Genomic DNA, 14,289 nt, shown 5'->3' on the forward strand with positions numbered 1-14,289 from the left:
CGGGGCTATCACCCTCTTTGGCGCTACTTTCCAGTAACTTCTGGTTCCGTGTACATAAAATATCGTGGTCCTACAACCCCAACATTGCCATAACAACATTGGTTTGGGCTAATCCGCGTTCGCTCGCCACTACTTACGGAATCACTTTTGTTTTCTTCTCCTCCGCCTACTTAGATGTTTCAGTTCAGCGGGTTTGCCCACCTATCGGTGTACTATGTCTTCAACATAGTGGGTTGCCCCATTCGGGTATCTGCGGATCAAATGGTGTGTGCCCATACCCGCAGCTTTTCGCAGCTTATCACGCCCTTCATCGCCTCTGAGAGCCTAGGCATCCCCCATACGCCCTTATTTTGCTTATTGTACCAATCTTGTTACTTAAAACAAGACCGTTTTTTTTGTTTTCTTTTATTTGTATTACTACTAATAATAAAAAACGCTTTCTACTTTTTAATTTTTTCTTATCTCAATATGTCAATGAACTTTAACAATTAATAATTATCAATTGATAATTTTCAATTATTTCGTGGAGAATAACGGAGTCGAACCGTTGACCTCCTGCGTGCAAGGCAGGCGCTCTAGCCAGCTGAGCTAATCCCCCCATTTTTTAGTTGTCAGTTAACAGTTTTTAGTTAACAGTACTTAAAACGGTTACTCAACCTCTAAAATTTCCTTTTTTTTAAGTTAAATAGTAGTCCCGGGCAGACTCGAACTGCCGACCCCTACATTATCAGTGTAGTACTCTAACCAGCTGAGCTACGAGACTCTGTTTTTACTTAATTTTCATTATTTTTTTAAATTAACAGCAAGAGTAATCAAATCTTTCAATTCAGAACTTTATAAATAATCATCTTTTATCCCCAACGTGTGTATCCACTAACATATGAGGCTCTAGAAAGGAGGTGTTCCAGCCGCACCTTCCGGTACGGCTACCTTGTTACGACTTAGCCCTAGTTACCAGTTTTACCCTAGGCAGCTCCTTGCGGTCACCGACTTCAGGCACCCCCAGCTTCCATGGCTTGACGGGCGGTGTGTACAAGGCCCGGGAACGTATTCACCGGATCATGGCTGATATCCGATTACTAGCGATTCCAGCTTCACGGAGTCGAGTTGCAGACTCCGATCCGAACTGTGACCGGCTTTATAGATTCGCTCCTGCTCACACAGTGGCTGCTCTCTGTACCGGCCATTGTAGCACGTGTGTAGCCCAAGGCGTAAGGGCCGTGATGATTTGACGTCATCCCCACCTTCCTCACAGTTTGCACTGGCAGTCTTGTTAGAGTTCCCGACTTGACTCGATGGCAACTAACAACAGGGGTTGCGCTCGTTATAGGACTTAACCTGACACCTCACGGCACGAGCTGACGACAACCATGCAGCACCTTGTAAATTGTCTTGCGAAAGTTCTGTTTCCAAAACGGTCAATCTACATTTAAGCCTTGGTAAGGTTCCTCGCGTATCATCGAATTAAACCACATGCTCCACCGCTTGTGCGGGCCCCCGTCAATTCCTTTGAGTTTCAAACTTGCGTTCGTACTCCCCAGGTGGGATACTTATCACTTTCGCTTAGCCACTGAACTTGCGCCCAACAGCTAGTATCCATCGTTTACGGCGTGGACTACCAGGGTATCTAATCCTGTTCGCTACCCACGCTTTCGTCCATCAGCGTCAATCCATTAGTAGTAACCTGCCTTCGCAATTGGTATTCCATGTAATCTCTAAGCATTTCACCGCTACACTACATATTCTAGTTACTTCCTAATAATTCAAGTTCAGCAGTATCAATGGCCGTTCCACCGTTGAGCGATGGGCTTTCACCACTGACTTACTAAACCGCCTACGGACCCTTTAAACCCAATGATTCCGGATAACGCTTGGATCCTCCGTATTACCGCGGCTGCTGGCACGGAGTTAGCCGATCCTTATTCTTACGATACCGTCAAATTCCTTCACGAAGGAGTGTTTCTTCTCGTACAAAAGCAGTTTACAATCCATAGGACCGTCATCCTGCACGCGGCATGGCTGGATCAGGCTTGCGCCCATTGTCCAATATTCCTCACTGCTGCCTCCCGTAGGAGTCTGGTCCGTGTCTCAGTACCAGTGTGGGGGATCTCCCTCTCAGGACCCCTACCCATCGTAGCCATGGTAAGCCGTTACCTTACCATCTAGCTAATGGGACGCATGCTCATCTTTTACCGTTGTGACTTTAATAGTAGGTTGATGCCAACTCACTATACTATGGGGTATTAATCCAAATTTCTCTGGGCTATCCCCCTGTAAAAGGTAGATTGCATACGCGTTACGCACCCGTGCGCCGGTCTCAAAGCCCGAAGACTTCTACCCCTCGACTTGCATGTGTTAAGCCTGCCGCTAGCGTTCATCCTGAGCCAGGATCAAACTCTTCATCGTATATTTTAATATTATATTGCGATGAATATCTATCGGTTCTTCCCTAATCTATCGATTCCATTACTCTTATTCTTTTGTCCTAACATCTCTGTTAAAACGGCTGTCAATTCAATATGTCTACGAACGTAATTTTCTTTATTTTTTTCGCTTATCGTTTGTTTCTCAAAGCGGGTGCAAAAGTAAAAATTCTTTTTGTTTCCTGCAAGAAAAATTTAAAAAAATTGAAACTTTTTTTTCGTTTCTTTTTTCTCCTTTTTCTTTCAATCTCTCAACGAACTTTCCGTGTTTTACGGGGTGCAAATGTAAAAGCATTTTTCAAATCTCACAAGCTTTTTCTAATCTTTTTTTTTTGAAAATCTTTTTTCTCTCAATCAGAGTGCTTGCCAGTATTTCAGTGAACGCCTTTCGTTATTGCGGGTGCAAAAGTAACACCTTTATTTACATTTACAACTCTTTTTTTTATATTTTTTCAATCTTTTTAAACCTTTTTTATTAACTAACTCATAACAAATTCCTTACAGATTAGACTTTTTTGAAAAATTGTAAGTTTTTTCTACTACAAACTGATTTTCCCTTATTTCAGCATGCTTTTTGAATTCCGTTTTTGAGGAGTTTTTAATCTTTAATACTGTTTGCTGAACAAAAGTTATGTTTTGAAAAAACTTCTTTTCACCCTGAAAAGCTTTGATTATATCTTTTCTACAGCTATTTCTCTTTAAAAAGCACTTCATAGCCCCGATAGAAGTGAAAATACTTTTGCTTTTTTCTTTAAAAAGCAAAAGATTGGAACCAATAGCGGGAAAAAGCTCCTTATTAAAAGTAAATACCCTTTTTTTTAAACTTCAATCAGACTGCATAAACTCTCCTGCTATACTATTATATATATGTATAAAAAACAATCCCGATAGTATTAAGTAACTATCGGGATTGGTTTTTAGTAAATATTCAAGATCTTATTTCTTAGCAGGGAACTTCCAATCAAATTCATCTTTATTATTAATGATGGCACCAATTTCAAATTTCACCACTTCATCAAATTCAGTCTGCAAAATAAACCAGTTATCTTCATTAAAGTAATTTTCGAAGGTATCAAAAGTTTCCTGAGTATATTTTGTAATTCCTTTAGTTGCCAGATCTTTTTTTACATCAGCAATTTTTCTCCCAATTAACTTAAATCCGAAAACCTCCAAATCATTACTGGAAGCAACTGCATATCCTAATTTCAAATCTTCTTCCTGGTAAAATGTTAATCTGATTTTATGTGCATTGTAAACAAAAATGACATTATCGTCTTCATCCTTGTAATTCTTATCAGGTTTTCCTAAAGCAGCTGTCACATCCTTTTGCTTCATACCAAAAAGCAATTTATCAATTCCTGATTTTAGATTTATTTTCATATTTCGCTATTAATTTTTTAAATGTAAATTTCGTGAACTCTTTATAAAGTTTTCAATTTTTGTTTTAGTTTTTCTTTGACTTCTTCAAACCATTCATTCCTAAGAATACTTAAAACAATAGAATCGCGGCGAATCCCTTTTTCTGATGTCGGCATATGACTTCTTAAAACACCTTCGACTTTACAGCCGATACTTTTCATGGCTGCAATACTTCGCTCGTTATTATTATCAGCGCGGAATTCTACACGTTCTAATCCGAGAGTTTCAAATGCAAATTGAAGCAATAAAAATTTACAATGTTTATTAAGTCCCGTACCCCTGAATGCAGAACCGTACCAGGTATATCCTAACTGAAGGGTCTTAAAATGTAAATTTATATCATAAAAACGGGTTGAACCTGCGTATTTTTGGGATTTTTTATCGAAAACTATGAAAGGGAATTCTTTTTCAGCTTCTCTTGCTTTTACAGCAGACTGAATATAATGGATGAGATTTTGTTTTCCGTCAGCGCCTACTAAAGAATATTTCCATGTTTCAGGTTCGTTGATTGAGATTTCTAATAAATTGTCGACATCAGATTCCTTTAAGGGGCGCAATAAAACAAAATCATTTTCTAAAACAATATTATCTGCGAAATTAAAATCTGATGTCATGAAGGAATTTTTAAATTTATAAAAGGGAAAAGTTACTCGCACATTTCGTCATATCGTTCCGGAACTTGTGGATCATATAAAGGACATTTGAACTCTTCCAGTAAATCTACCAGTTTGTTCATCGTTTTGCCTTCGGTTCCGTAACAGTCTATTTTGATGCTTTGTGGTGTAGTAATAATTTGAAAAGCTCCTTTTCCGGTATTATTTTTCCAGCTGTTTTCATCCACTTTTTCCCATTGTGAGAAAACTGAGCTGATTCTATTGAGGATTACCTGTATGGGAAGAATTTCAAGACCTTCAACTTCCTTCTTTTCAAGTAAAGTTTCATAAACTTCCTGATTGTTCAGGTAAATTTCGTCTAGATATCTCCAAAAAAGCAGTTCATACATAACGAGGTCGTGTTTTAGCCCCGATAGCAGCGGCATCCTTTTGTGGCGGGGTTCGCCACAAAAGATACAGCGAATAACGGGATTAGCTCCTGATAAAGCTAATAGTTATATATTTTAATATTCGAAAGTTCCGTATTCACTTTTGATGGTCAGTTTTTTAACATCAGCAGCTTCTACCCTTCCTACGATTTGTGCATCAACATTGAATGATTTTGAAATCGCAATAATATCCTGAGCAATATTTTCAGGCACATAAAGTTCCATACGATGACCGCAGTTGAAAACCTGATACATTTCTTTCCAGTCTGTCTTTGATTGTTCCTGAATCAGTTTGAACAATGGCGGGACCGGAAATAAATTGTCTTTTACAATATGTAAATTTTGAACGAAATGTAAAATTTTAGTCTGTGCTCCTCCACTACAATGCACCATTCCATGGATATCGTCTGGGGTATAGGTATCTAAAATTTTCTTAATGATTGGCGCATACGTTCTGGTTGGTGAAAGCACTAATTGACCTGCATTTATTGGAGAGTTTTCAACTTCATCAGTCAAATTAACCTGACCTGAATAAATCAACTCTTCTGGAACGGCTGCGTCAAAACTTTCAGGATATTTTTTAGCTAAATATTTCCCAAAAACATCGTGACGAGCAGATGTTAATCCGTTGCTTCCCATTCCGCCGTTATAGCTTTTTTCGTAAGTTGCCTGACCAAAAGAAGCCAAACCTACAATTACGTCTCCAGCCTGAATATTGGCATTATCAACAACATCCGAGCGTTTCATACGGGCTGTAACAGTTGAATCTACAATAATAGTACGAACTACATCCCCAACATCGGCAGTTTCTCCTCCTGTTGAGTGAATCGTTACACCGAAAGATTTCAATTCGTTGATTAATTCTTCTGTTCCGTTGATGATTGCAGAGATTACTTCGGCAGGAATTAAGTTTTTATTTCTTCCGATAGTAGAAGAAAGCAGAATATTATCGGTTGCTCCAACACATAATAAATCATCAATATTCATAATCAAAGCATCCTGAGCGATTCCTTTCCAGACTGAAATATCTCCGGTTTCTTTCCAGTACATATAAGCCAGAGACGATTTTGTACCAGCTCCATCGGCATGCATAATCAGGCAATGTTCTTCGTCGTTAGTTAAATAATCAGGAACGATTTTACAGAAAGCCTGCGGAAATAAACCTTTATCAATATTTTTTATGGCGTTGTGGACGTCTTCTTTTGATGCCGAAACACCTCTTTGTGCGTACCTCTTGCTAGAATCTGAACTCATGAAACTTAGTTTGTGTTGAATGTGGTGCAAAGATAATCCCTTTTTTTAATTCTTTGATGATTCGTAAGTTTGATTGACAAAAAAATCCAATCTAGCTTAAAATGTTACCATTCAATTTCTTTTAGTCCCTTTGCTTTCAGGAAAGTATTTGTCTGGCTAAAATGTTTGTTTCCAAACCAAAATCCTCTGTTAGCACTTAAAGGCGAAGGATGTCCAGATTTTAAAATATGATGCTTTGAATCATCAATCAAAGTTGCTTTTTTTTGTGCAAAACCTCCCCAAAGCAGGAAAACGACATTTTCTTTTTTAGCAGAAATTTGTTTAATAACAGCATCCGTAAATTTCTCCCAGCCTTTTCCCTGATGGCTTCCGGCTTCGGATTGTCTGACTGTCAAGGTAGCATTTAAAAGAAAAACACCCTGATCTGCCCAACGCTCTAAATTACCCGTTTTAGGAAGGGGTTTACCTAAATCTGTTTCAATTTCCCTGAAAATATTATATAAAGAAGGCGGGAACGGGATTCCGTCATTTACAGAAAAACACAATCCATTTGCCTGATTGGGTCCGTGATAAGGATCTTGTCCGATAATCACCACCTTTACCTGATCGAAATGGCAATGATCGAAAGCGGAAAAAATCTGGTTGCCTTTTGGATAACAAACTTTTGTAGTGTATTCAGATTTTACGAAAGAAATCAATTCGGTGAAATATGGTTTTTCAAATTCTTCATTCAAAACCGGCTTCCAGGAATCATGCACTTTTACGTCCATACTTTTTTTATGCGAATTTCAGGATTTTTTTATTGAAATCATATTGTGAGCAAATAAAATAACTCATATGAACTTTACCGTATTCAATGCTACTATTTTTTGTATTTTTGCCATCACTTTCTTAAAGAAATTAAATGATTAGTATTACCGAAAAAACATTACAAGACTTACAATTTCCAACCGTTCTCGAAACCATTTCAGATGGCTGTAATACCGATATTGGAAAAGAAAAAGCTTTACAAATAAAACCATTTAGAGACAAAGAAACTTTGATGCAGGCCTTAATGCAGACCTCAGAATATGTTTCGTCTTTTGAAAATAACAACGCCATTCCGAATCACGGATTTGACGCCATCTCGCATGAAATTAAGTTTTTGGCCATTGAAGACAGTTTTCTGGAAGTGGGAAGTTTCAGAAAAATTGCCAATCTTTCTGCAACGACAAATGTCTTATTGAATTTCTTACGAAAGTTCGATGACTATTATCCAAACTTAAATGCAAGAGCGTCACGTGTAGAACTGACTAAAGATATCATCACTTCGATTGATGCCATTGTAGACAAATATGGAGAAATTAAAGACAATGCTTCTCCAACTCTTTCCGGAATTCGTCAGAACATGAATTTGGTTCGTGGAAAAGTAAACCAAAGTTTTGGTGTTGCACTTACTCAATATAATGGTTTAGGATATCTGGATGACATTAAAGAAAGCTTTGTACAAAACCGTCGTGTTTTAGCGGTTTTAGCCATGTATCGTCGTAAAGTGAAAGGTTCTATTTTAGGAAGTTCTAAAACCGGAAGTATAGCCTATATCGAACCTGAAGCTACTTTGAAATATTCAAGAGAATTAGCGAATTTAGAATACGAAGAAAAAGAAGAAATTACGAGAATTTTAAAAAACTTATCCAATGTGATCCGACCATATCTCCCTTTATTGATTGAATATCAGGATTTTTTAAGTGACATTGATGTTGTTGCCGGAAAAGCAAAATACGCTAACAGAATCAACGGAATTTTACCAACGATTACAGAAGAAAGAAGATTGTTCTTTAGAGAAGCGTATCATCCTATTTTGTATCTAAACAATAAACAAAAACAAGAGGTGACGCATCCGCAGACTATTGAATTAAAACAGGAAAACAGAATTATTGTCATTTCGGGTCCAAATGCAGGAGGAAAAACCATTTCCTTAAAAACGGTTGGACTATTACAATTAATGCTGCAATCCGGAATTTTAATTCCGGTTCATGAAAGAAGTGAAACATTTTTATTTGACAGAATCTTAACCGATATTGGAGATAATCAGTCTATCGAAAATCATTTAAGTACGTATAGTTACCGATTAAAAAACATGAATTACTTTTTGAAGAAATGTAATCATAAGACTATGTTTTTAATTGATGAGTTTGGTACAGGTTCTGATCCTGAACTTGGAGGTGCTCTGGCAGAAATTTTCCTTGAAGAATTTTATCACAGAGAAGCTTTCGGAATTATCACAACGCATTATTCTAATTTAAAAATTTTGGCTAACGAACTGCCCTACGCAACGAATGCGAATATGATGTTCGATGAAAAATCATTGGAACCAATGTATAAATTAGCTTTAGGTCAGGCCGGAAGTTCGTTTACTTTTGAAGTTGCCCAGAAAAATGGTATTCCTTTTGGACTGATTAATCGTGCGAAAAAGAAAATTGAAGTGGGGAAAGTCCGTTTTGATAAAACTATCGCAACACTTCAGAAAGAAAGATCGAAACTGGAAAAAACTTCTTTGATTTTAAAAGAAGAAGAAACCAGAGCTCGTGAAGAAAGTAAAAAGATGGAAAACATCAATACCCGAATCCAGCAAAAACTGGAAAGTTACCAGGAATTGTATGATAGTAATCAAAAAATAATTTACATCGGCCAAAAAATCGATGATATTGCTGAGAAATATTTCAACAATAAAAACAAAAAAGAACTTATTGGAGAATTCCTGAAAATTGTTGAAATAGAAAACTCCAAACGTAAAAAAGCAACTCCAAAAGAAACCAAGGCTAAAGTTGAAAAACAAAAAGAAATTATTGCTGAAGTACATGTAAAAGTTGAAGAAATACGAAAAGAGAAAAAAGAGAAGAAACTTAAACCGGTTGTAGAAAAACCAAAACCAATTTTAAAAGTCGGTGATCGTGTGCGAATGCTTGAAGGAAGATCTGTCGGAAGTATTGATGCTATTGAAAAAAATAAAGCAACAGTAAATTACGGGATTTTTACATCGAAAGTAAGTCTGGATGAACTGGAATTGGTAGAAGCGGTTAAAAAATAACACCCGTAAAGTTCATTGAGAGGAACGAAGCAACCACACTAAAATGAGTAAGTCTAGAATACAGAGAAGTGAGATTGCTTTGTTTATTTCATTAAAGTAGAAAATAGTATAAATAATCAATAGGAATGAGATTGCTTCGTTCCTCGCAAAGACAAAAAAGTGAAACCAGGATTTGTTTACATCATAACCAATAAATACCAAACAGTTGTTTACACTGGTGTAACTTCAAATCTTCCTCAAAGAATTTTAGAACATAAAAACAAAAATATCCAAATTCATTTTCAGCTCGTTATAATGTAAATATTTTAGTTTATTATGAGCAATTTCAATGGATTGAAGATGCGATTACAAGAGAAAAACAAATCAAAGCAGGTTCAAGAGAAGCAAAAAATGATTTAATTCGTTCGATGAATCCAAGCTGGAAAGATTTGTTTGAAGAAATAGAAAATATAATGATTGAATAATACAAATTAAAATGGAAGTACATAGTGAGATTGCTTCGTTCCTCGCAATGACTGTCGGGAACAAAAAAATAATCCTCTTTGATGGCGTTTGCAACTTATGTAACTCTGCTGTACAATTCATTATCAAACACGATAAAAAAGATGTTTTTAGGTTTGTTGCTTTGCAATCTGATTTGGGAAAAGAAATTTGCAGTTATATTGGAGTCGATCAAACTAAAATTGACAGTATCATTTTGTACAATCCCGGAGTCGCTTATTATTACAAATCATCTGCAGCTATTGAAATTGCAGAAGAATTAGGCGGGATTTACAGTTTAATTTCTGTTTTTAAAATTCTACCAGAAAAACTTCGAAATTACATTTACGATTATATTGCCAAGAACAGGTATAAATGGTATGGTAAAAAAGAGAGCTGTATGATTCCGACTCCTGAATTGAAAGCTAAGTTTTTATAAAATTCCAAATCAAAAATTCCAAATTCCAATTAAATTATCGAAAAGTTTGTCATTTACACGCAAAAATCCGTAATCTAAATTATCAATCTTTGTGGATTCAATAGTGTAATTTGCTTCGCCTATTCGCTATCGCTCGAGTCTCCCTTCGGTCGAAATGACAAAAAACAAAAAATCCCAAATTTCAAATCTTTTACAATTTGGAATTTGGGATTTTAAAAATTGGAATTTATCTTAGAAAACTATCTAATCAATTTTCTGTATTTCAAACGTTTTGGAGTTAAGTCACCGCCAAGGCGTTTCTTTTTGTTTTCTTCATAATCAGAGAAACTTCCTTCGAAGAAATAAACTTCAGAATCACCTTCAAAAGCTAAAATATGCGTACAAATTCTATCTAAGAACCATCTGTCGTGCGAAATAATTACAGCACAACCGGCAAAATTCTCCAGACCTTCTTCAAGAGCTCTAAGCGTATTTACGTCAAGGTCGTTCGTAGGCTCATCCAGTAACAATACGTTTCCTTCTTCTTTTAACGTCATTGCTAAGTGAAGACGGTTGCGTTCTCCTCCAGAAAGCATCGATACTTTTTTATTCTGCTCACCGCCACCAAAGTTAAAACGTGATAAATAAGCTCTTGAATTTACCTGTTTTCCACCCATCATGATCAACTCCTGACCATCTGCGAAATTTTCCCAAATCGATTTATTTGGATCAATGTTAGCGTGTGACTGGTCTACATAAGCGATTTTTACTGTTTCACCAACAGTAAATTCTCCACTATCAGTAGTTTCTTCACCCATTATCATTTTAAAAATAGTCGATTTACCAGCACCGTTAGGTCCGATAATTCCAACAATACCAGCTTGTGGCAAAGTAAAATTCAAATTATCGTATAATAATTTATCACCAAAAGCTTTTGCAACATTTTTAGCTTCAATAACATTAGTTCCTAAACGAGGACCATTCGGTATATAAATTTCTAATTTTTCGTCTAATTGTTTTTGATCTTCATTTAATAATTTGTCGTAGCTCTGCAAACGTGCTTTTTGTTTCGTCTGACGTCCTTTAGCCCCCTGACGAACCCACTCCAGCTCACGCTCCAACGTTTTTCTGCGTTTAGAAGCTACTTTTTCTTCCTGAGCCAAACGATTTGATTTTTGATCTAACCAGGAAGAATAGTTTCCTTTCCATGGAATACCTTCTCCTCTATCCAACTCAAGAATCCAACCCGCAACATTATCAAGGAAGTAACGATCGTGCGTTACAGCAATTACAGTTCCTGAATATTGGGCTAAATGCTGCTCTAACCAAAGTACAGATTCTGCATCAAGGTGGTTGGTAGGCTCATCCAGAAGCAATACATCCGGCTGTTGTAATAACAAACGGCATAAAGCTACTCGACGACGCTCACCTCCTGAAAGGTTTTTGATTTGTGTATCTCCTTCCGGTGTACGTAAAGCATCCATTGCGATTTCTAATTTGGTATCAATTTCCCACGCACCAAGAGCATCAATTTTGTCTTGCAAAGCCGCCTGACGATCCATCAGTTTATCCATTTTGTCCGGATCTGAATAGTTTTCTTCAAGACCAAATAAATCATTAATTTGATTGTACTCTTCTAAAACTGCCATAGTTTCTGCCGCTCCTTCACGAACAATTTCAATAACGGTTTTAGAATCATCAAGAATTGGTTCCTGCTCTAAATATCCAACAGTATATCCAGGCTGAAAAACTACATCTCCCTGATAGTTTTTATCAACACCTGCAATAATTTTTAGAAGAGAAGATTTTCCGGAACCGTTAAGTCCCAGAATACCAATTTTGGCTCCGTAAAAGAAACTTAAGTAAATATTTTTAAGAACCGGTTTGTCTGCTCCCTGATAGGTTTTACTCAATTTCTGCATTGAGAAAATTACTTTCTTATCGTCTGACATATTATGTATATTGTTTTTAGTTTATTATTATTGTTAAATTACTTAAATTTAAGCCCCTTGATTTCACAATTTCTTAAATAATTCATCATTGCTCCTATTTTATTTTTTTTAATTTCAGTCATTTCATTTAATTTCAAATGTTGTTCTTCTGAAATCATTTTTTTATCAAAAGCTCTGTAAGATTGTGACTTTACTTCTCCAGCTGAACCTTTTGCTACACTTAAAAATTGTATAAATTCTCTATTCCCATTTCTTTCAAAACCTTCTGCAATATTATCCATTACAGATCCTGAACTCCTATCTATTTGATCTTTTAGTGAATAATTTGTTTTTAAAGTTGTTGTTTGGATAATAACTCAACATATTCACATAATTCTCTTGCTTTCTGCCAAATTTCTAAATCTTCAAATTTATCTATTCTCGCCATAACAACAAACTATAAACAACAAACCTAAACCCTGCCTTTTAAAGCATTAAAAACCCAGGCATTAGCAAAAAAACCAACACCAACAGCACCAAAGCCCCAGCCAGACACATCACTGTATCTAAAAATCCCAAGACCTATTAGCAACAATCCCATAAGTACCATTATAAAAGTAGCCCATCCTAAAACGGTATTCTTATTCATTCCCATAATTGTGTAATTAATTTAAAGAGGTATTTTTTGTGAAATGCAAATATCGTGAATTTTCACGGCTTAATTAAAAATTTTATACAGCATTTCTTTTAGCAGATCAGATTGGGGTAAAGCATTGGCTCCAACACCTTTACTTTTTATGTCTATATCCCGCAAAGCCCCAACAATCTGACTTACTTTTCGCATGGGGTAATTCTTTATGGCCAAATCATATTCCTTTAAAAAATAAGGATTTACTCCTATTGCAGCAGCTACATTTTTTGGATTTTTATCTTTTAGTCCATGGTATTTTAAAAGCTGTACGAAAAATCCAAAAACCAATCCCGTTGTCATGACAAGTGGATATTCTTTTGGATTATGAGCGAAATTTTCGGCAATTTTATACGCTTTCAACTGATTGCGTTCCCCAATTGCTTTTCTCAGTTCAAAAACATTATAATCTTTACTGAAACCAATATTTTCCTCAATATGGTGGGGCGTAATCATAGTACCCTGAGGTAAAATTATCTGTAGTTTTTCAAGTTCATTATTGATTTTACTCAAGTCTGTCCCTAAAAACTCTACTAACATGGCATTTGCTTTAGGGTCAATAGTATATTTTTTTCCGGCCAGAACACGCTTAATCCAGTCTCCTACCTGATTTTCGTATAATTTTTTACTTTCATATACGATTCCGTTTTGTGCTAATAATTTAGTCACTTTTTTACGTTTGTCAAGTGTTTTGTACTTATAACAAAAAACCAAAACTGTTGTTTCCATTGGATTATTGACATAAGATTCTATTTTATCAATCGTCCTTGACAATTCCTGGGCCTCTTTTACAATAACAACCTGGCGGTCTGCCATCATAGGATAGCGCTTTGCTGTTGAAACAATATCTTCTACAGAAACATCCCTTCCGTATAAAACCGTCTGATTAAATCCTTTCTCTTCTTCTGAAAGAACATTTTGTTCAATATATTCCGATAATTTATCAATATAATAAGGTTCTTCACCCATTAAAAAATAAATTGGCTTTATATTTCCTGCTTTTATATCATTAACAATTTTTACAACTTCGTCCATCCAAATTTTGTTTCAAGTTTAAAGTTTCAAGTTTTAAACCTGAAACCTGAAACTATTTTAATATTTTTGCTTTATGCAGCGATTAAATTTTCCAATCTATAATTTTCGATTCAAAAATAACGAAAATAAAGTGTCCATTTTTGATGAAATCAGAAAAAAATTTATAATTCTTACCCCCGAAGAATGGGTTCGTCAGCATGTTGTTCATTATTTAATGAATGAAAAAAAATACCCCAGATCACTCATAAACGTAGAGAAAGTTTTAACGGTCAATGGGTTACGAAAACGGTATGATGTTGTCGTTTTTAATCCGGATGGCTCTATTCATATATTAGTAGAATGCAAAGCACCCGAAGTAAAAATATCGCAAGCAACTTTTGATCAGATTGCCCGTTATAACATGACAATGCAGGCACGGTTTTTGGAAGTCACAAATGGTCTGCATCATTATTATTGTCAGATGGATTTTGAAAATGAAAAATATGAGTTTTTAAAATCCCTACCGGATTACAAAGAAATTTATTAAATT

Annotated in this window: 12 protein-coding genes, 2 tRNA genes, 2 rRNA genes and 1 pseudogene (1 of these 17 cut by a window edge); 4 read left to right on the forward strand and 13 right to left on the reverse strand. The window is 35.8% G+C overall.

The window, feature by feature from the left end; translation table 11 throughout:
* From ACNC7R_RS13800 to ACNC7R_RS13840, 9 genes are all read right to left on the reverse strand, one after another.
* Nucleotides 1–360: ribosomal RNA gene (locus tag ACNC7R_RS13800) — 23S ribosomal RNA — on the reverse strand (it extends 2,522 nt beyond the left edge of the window).
* Nucleotides 361–524: 164 nt separating this feature from the next.
* A tRNA-Ala gene (locus tag ACNC7R_RS13805) sits at nucleotides 525–598 on the reverse strand.
* Nucleotides 599–689: 91 nt separating this feature from the next.
* Nucleotides 690–763 (reverse strand) — tRNA-Ile (locus ACNC7R_RS13810).
* Between the two features lie 129 nt (nucleotides 764–892).
* Nucleotides 893–2,406 (reverse strand): 16S ribosomal RNA (locus tag ACNC7R_RS13815).
* Together the 16S and 23S rRNA genes with 2 tRNA genes alongside form the textbook arrangement of a ribosomal RNA operon.
* Before the next feature lie 953 nt (nucleotides 2,407–3,359).
* Nucleotides 3,360–3,803 carry a hypothetical protein gene (locus ACNC7R_RS13820; protein WP_417941653.1) on the reverse strand — a complete coding sequence of 148 codons (444 nt, stop codon included), beginning with the start codon at nucleotides 3,801–3,803 and terminating at the stop codon, nucleotides 3,360–3,362.
* Between the two features lie 41 nt (nucleotides 3,804–3,844).
* Nucleotides 3,845–4,456: a GNAT family N-acetyltransferase gene (locus ACNC7R_RS13825; RefSeq protein WP_417941654.1), complete on the reverse strand. Its 612-nt coding sequence runs from the start codon at nucleotides 4,454–4,456 to the stop codon at nucleotides 3,845–3,847.
* Nucleotides 4,457–4,488: 32 nt separating this feature from the next.
* Entirely contained in the window at nucleotides 4,489–4,845 is a 357-nt protein-coding gene (locus ACNC7R_RS13830) for a hypothetical protein (protein WP_417941655.1), read from the reverse strand.
* Between the two features lie 114 nt (nucleotides 4,846–4,959).
* Entirely contained in the window at nucleotides 4,960–6,138 is a 1,179-nt protein-coding gene (locus ACNC7R_RS13835) for an AIR synthase related protein (RefSeq protein ID WP_417941656.1), read from the reverse strand.
* A gap of 104 nt (nucleotides 6,139–6,242) precedes the next feature.
* A complete protein-coding gene (locus ACNC7R_RS13840) occupies nucleotides 6,243–6,908 on the reverse strand; it encodes a uracil-DNA glycosylase (protein ID WP_417941657.1) in 666 nt (221 codons plus the stop codon).
* A gap of 134 nt (nucleotides 6,909–7,042) precedes the next feature.
* Here ACNC7R_RS13840 and ACNC7R_RS13845 point away from each other — a divergent pair, with 134 nt between their 5' ends.
* From ACNC7R_RS13845 to ACNC7R_RS13855, 3 genes are all read left to right on the forward strand, one after another.
* Entirely contained in the window at nucleotides 7,043–9,208 is a 2,166-nt protein-coding gene (locus ACNC7R_RS13845; protein WP_417941658.1) for an endonuclease MutS2, read from the forward strand.
* Between the two features lie 159 nt (nucleotides 9,209–9,367).
* Nucleotides 9,368–9,508, forward strand: coding sequence for a GIY-YIG nuclease family protein (locus ACNC7R_RS13850; protein ID WP_417941659.1), 141 nt, complete (start codon nucleotides 9,368–9,370; stop codon nucleotides 9,506–9,508).
* Nucleotides 9,509–9,683: 175 nt separating this feature from the next.
* A complete protein-coding gene (locus ACNC7R_RS13855; protein WP_417941660.1) occupies nucleotides 9,684–10,127 on the forward strand; it encodes a thiol-disulfide oxidoreductase DCC family protein in 444 nt (147 codons plus the stop codon).
* A 239-nt stretch (nucleotides 10,128–10,366) separates the two neighbouring features.
* Here ACNC7R_RS13855 and ettA read toward each other — a convergent pair whose 3' ends face one another.
* The 4 genes and pseudogenes from ettA to holA all read right to left on the reverse strand — a co-directional run bounded on the left by ettA (nucleotide 10,367) and on the right by holA (nucleotide 13,760).
* Entirely contained in the window at nucleotides 10,367–12,058 is a 1,692-nt protein-coding gene (gene ettA, locus ACNC7R_RS13860; protein ID WP_417941661.1) for an energy-dependent translational throttle protein EttA, read from the reverse strand.
* A gap of 38 nt (nucleotides 12,059–12,096) precedes the next feature.
* Nucleotides 12,097–12,485, reverse strand: a pseudogene (locus ACNC7R_RS13865) (four helix bundle protein).
* A gap of 24 nt (nucleotides 12,486–12,509) precedes the next feature.
* A complete protein-coding gene (locus tag ACNC7R_RS13870; protein ID WP_163410748.1) occupies nucleotides 12,510–12,692 on the reverse strand; it encodes a CAL67264 family membrane protein in 183 nt (60 codons plus the stop codon).
* 63 nt (nucleotides 12,693–12,755) lie between these two features.
* On the reverse strand, nucleotides 12,756–13,760 hold the full coding sequence (holA, locus tag ACNC7R_RS13875; RefSeq protein ID WP_417941662.1) for a DNA polymerase III subunit delta: 1,005 nt from the start codon (nucleotides 13,758–13,760) through the stop codon (nucleotides 12,756–12,758).
* Nucleotides 13,761–13,833: 73 nt separating this feature from the next.
* Between holA and ACNC7R_RS13880 the strand changes: the two genes are divergently transcribed.
* A complete protein-coding gene (locus ACNC7R_RS13880) occupies nucleotides 13,834–14,286 on the forward strand; it encodes a type I restriction enzyme HsdR N-terminal domain-containing protein (protein WP_417941663.1) in 453 nt (150 codons plus the stop codon).
* Nucleotides 14,287–14,289: the final 3 nt, after the last annotated feature.

Source organism: Flavobacterium adiutor (genome assembly GCF_048282555.1).
In the GTDB taxonomy this organism is placed as follows: domain Bacteria; phylum Bacteroidota; class Bacteroidia; order Flavobacteriales; family Flavobacteriaceae; genus Flavobacterium.